The sequence below is a fragment of the Aquipuribacter hungaricus genome, from assembly GCF_037860755.1.
Taxonomy (GTDB): Bacteria; Actinomycetota; Actinomycetes; order Actinomycetales; family JBBAYJ01; genus Aquipuribacter; species Aquipuribacter hungaricus.
The window spans coordinates 1-1,083 of record NZ_JBBEOI010000451.1 but is presented as its reverse complement, the minus strand read 5'-3'; the positions used below and the strand labels follow the sequence as shown (position 1 = coordinate 1,083).

2 protein-coding genes are annotated in these 1,083 nt (G+C 78.7%); both read right to left on the bottom strand.

Features of this window, described 5'->3' with window-relative positions:
- Positions 1-53: 53 nt before the first annotated feature.
- Positions 54-785, bottom strand: a complete 732-nt coding sequence (priA, locus tag WCS02_RS20545) for a bifunctional 1-(5-phosphoribosyl)-5-((5-phosphoribosylamino)methylideneamino)imidazole-4-carboxamide isomerase/phosphoribosylanthranilate isomerase PriA (protein ID WP_340296174.1) — start codon at positions 783-785, stop codon at positions 54-56.
- A gap of 95 nt (positions 786-880) precedes the next feature.
- A partial coding sequence (locus tag WCS02_RS20540) for a hypothetical protein (protein WP_340296173.1) occupies positions 881-1,083 on the bottom strand: 203 nt, incomplete at its 5' end.

The window sequence follows — 1,083 nt, the reverse complement described above, 5'->3', positions numbered from 1 at the left end:
CGGGCGGGCGGTCGGCCGCCGCGGGCGGGCGGTCGACCGCCGCGGGCGGGCGGTCAGCCGGCGACGGCGAGCGCCTCGGGCAGGGTGAAGGCGCCGGCGTAGAGGGCCTTGCCGACGATGGCACCCTCGACGCCGCGGCCGACGAGCGCCCGCAGCGCCTCGAGGTCGGCCAGGCTGCTGATCCCGCCGGAGGCCACGACGGGGCGGTCGGTGGCGGCGCACACCTGGGCGAGCAGGTCGACGTTCGGACCGCGCATGGTGCCGTCCTTGGTGACGTCGGTGACGACGTAGCGGGCGCAGCCGTCGGCGTCGAGGCGGGCCAGGGTCTCCCACAGGTCGCCGCCCTCCTGGGTCCAGCCGCGGGCCGCGAGCGTGGTGCCGCGCACGTCGAGGCCGACCGCGATCCGGTCGCCGTGCTCGGCGATGGCCCGGCGGGTCCAGTCCGGGTCCTCCAGGGCGGCGGTGCCGAGGTTGACGCGGCGGCAGCCGGTGGCCAGGGCGCGGGCCAGGGACGCGTCGTCGCGGATGCCGCCGGACAGCTCGACCTGGACGCCCGCGTCGTCGACGGCACGGACGACGAGCGCGAGGGCGTCGGCGTTGCTGCCGCGGCCGAAGGCGGCGTCGAGGTCGACGAGGTGGATCCACTCCGCACCGTCGCGCACCCAGGCCATGGCGGCGTCCATCGGGTCGCCGTAGGCCGTCTCCGAGCCGGCCTCGCCCTGCACCAGGCGCACGGCCTGGCCGTCGGCGACGTCGACCGCCGGGAGCAGCTCCAGGCGTCCCAGGGGCGAGGCGTCGGTGCCTGCGCCGGTCGGCCCGGCGGTGGCGGCCCGGGCGGCGGACAGCGAGGTGGACAGGGTAGCGGCGTCGTCCGGCGTGGTCACGGGCGTCGACGGTAGCCGCTGCGGCGGCCCCTCGCGGAGTCGGTGACCAGCACCCAGACCACGGGCGCGGCGAGCGCGGTCACCCCCACCGCCGTGGCGCGCAGCGCCGGGTCGTCGGTGAGCAGCCACACGACGGCGTGCGCCGCGACCAGCGCCGCGAGCACCGGCGACCACAGCCTGGCCCTGGCCGCCCGCAGCC